Genomic DNA, 2321 nt, shown 5'->3' on the forward strand with positions numbered 1-2321 from the left:
CAACTCCACCCCCTCAAAAACAACAGCAACCGCCCCCGGCGCACACGCCACCCGCTCCTCAAACCCCTCCGGCAACGACACCCACGGCACCCCAACCCCCGTGTCATTACGCCGAACCAACAACTCAAAACGCTCCCGCTCCGACACCACCTCCAACTCACCAACACACCGATCCGCGTCCACCACCACCGCACCCAACAACCGACCAAACCGCCCCACCAACCCCTCAACCGTCACCCGATCAAACAAATCAACAGCAAACTCCAGAAGGCAGTCCATGCCTCCTGCATTCGCCTCCCTCTCCGTGACCTTGAGAAGCAGATCGAACTTGGACGACCCTGTTTCCGTCAGCTCTCCGGTGAGAGTGAGCTGCGGAAGCTGAAGTACGGCTTGTTCGTTGTTCTGGAAGGCGAGCATCACCTGGAACAGGGGATGCCGGGACATCGACCGGACCGGGTTGAGCACCTCCACCAGGTGCTCGAACGGCACATCCTGATGGGCAAAGGCAGCCAGGTCAGCCTCACGGACCCGCCCGACCAGTTCGCGGAAGGTCGGATCGCCGGACACATCCGTGCGCAGCACCAGCGTATTCACAAAGAAACCGACAAGGTCGTCCAACGCCTCATCCGTGCGGCCGGCAATGGGAGAGCCGATCGGGATGTCCGTCCCCGCACCCATCCGCGACAACAACGCCGCAAACGCCGCCTGCACCACCATGAACACACTCGCACCCGACTCCCGGGCCAGCTCCGCAAGCCCAGAGTGCACCCGAGCGTCCACCTCGAACGTCACGTGATCGCCGCGGAACGAGGCCATGGCGGGCCGGGTACGGTCCACCGGCAGCTCCAGTTGCTCCGGAAGATCAGCGAGCGTTTCCTTCCAGTACGCGACCTGCCGGCTGAGCAGACTCTCCGGATCGGATTCCTTGCCCAGCAGTTCCCGCTGCCACAGCGCATAATCCGCGTACTGCACCGGCAACGGCTCCCACTCCGGAGCACCACCACTCACCCGTGCCTCGTACGCAGCCGCCACATCCCGCGCCAACGGCACCATCGACCACCCATCACCCGCGATGTGATGCAACACCACCACCAGCACATGCACATCACCAGCCACCGCGAACAACCGCGCCCGCAAGGGAACATCAACCGTCAAGTCAAAGCCCCGCATAGCCTCAGCAGCCACGAGGCCCGGCAGCATCTCCGCCGTGACCTCGGTGATGTCCAGCGCGACAGAGGCTCGCGACCCATCGACGATCTGCTGGAACGGTGACCCGTCCGAGCCCTCGGGGAAGATGGTCCGCAGCGATTCGTGGCGGGCGATCACATCATGGATGGCCTCGCGCAGCGCCTCATGGTCCAGCACTCCGGTCAGCCGCAAGGCGATGGGCATGTTGTAGGTGGCGGCCGCCGCGCCCTCGAAGCGATTGAGGAACCACATCCTGCGCTGCGCGAACGACAGCGGCACCTCGGCCGGACGGGGCATCGGCGCCAGCGTGGCCCGTGCGCCACCGGCTTCGTTCAGCCGCTGGGCGAGGCGTCCCACCGACGGCGCCTCGAACAGAGCACGCAGCGGCACCTCCACCCGGAGGACGGTGCGGACGCGGCTGATCACACGGGTCGCGAGCAGCGAATGCCCGCCAAGGTCGAAGAAGTCGTCATCGACCCCGACCTGGTCCAAGCCGAGGACATCGGCGAAGATCGCGCACAGCGCTTCCTCGAGGCCGTTCCGGGGGGCTCTGCCGGGCTCTCCGTGGAATTCGGGGACGGGCAGGGCACGATGGTCGAGCTTTCCGTTGGCGGTCAGTGGGAGTTCAGGAAGAGTCACGACTGCAGCCGGGACCATGAACTCCGGCAGAAACTCAGCGGTGTACCGGCGCAACTCGTCTGCGGAAACAACGGAGTTGTCATCTGCCGGCACGACATAGGCAACCAGTCGCTTATCGCCCGGCTGGTCCTCCCGCAGTACGGTCGTGGCGCGAGCGATGCCCGGGTAGCCCGCGAGTACGGCTTCGATTTCGCCGGGCTCGATGCGGAAGCCTCGTACCTGGACCTGCGCATCCGCACGCCCCGCATACTCCAGATTCCCATCAGCACGCCACCGCACCAGATCCCCTGTGCGATACATCCGCTCGCCCACCCCGCCGAACGGAGCAGCGACAAATCGCTCCGCCGTCACACCGGGCCGCCCCGCATACCCACGGGCCACCTGCACGCCCACCACATAGAGTTCACCGGCCACGCCCACCGGCACCGGCCGCAGCGACGCGTCCAGCACAAACACCCCGCAGTCACCCTGCGGGCGGCCGATCGGCACCGCAC

1 protein-coding gene is annotated in these 2321 nt (G+C 65.7%); it reads right to left on the reverse strand.

The features are described from left to right. Nucleotides 1-2283 (reverse strand): condensation domain-containing protein (locus ACV530_RS36505; protein ID WP_494337035.1); only part of this gene is annotated, 2283 nt, incomplete at its 3' end. Nucleotides 2284-2321: the final 38 nt, after the last annotated feature.

The organism is Streptomyces sp. SX-6 (assembly GCF_059089585.1).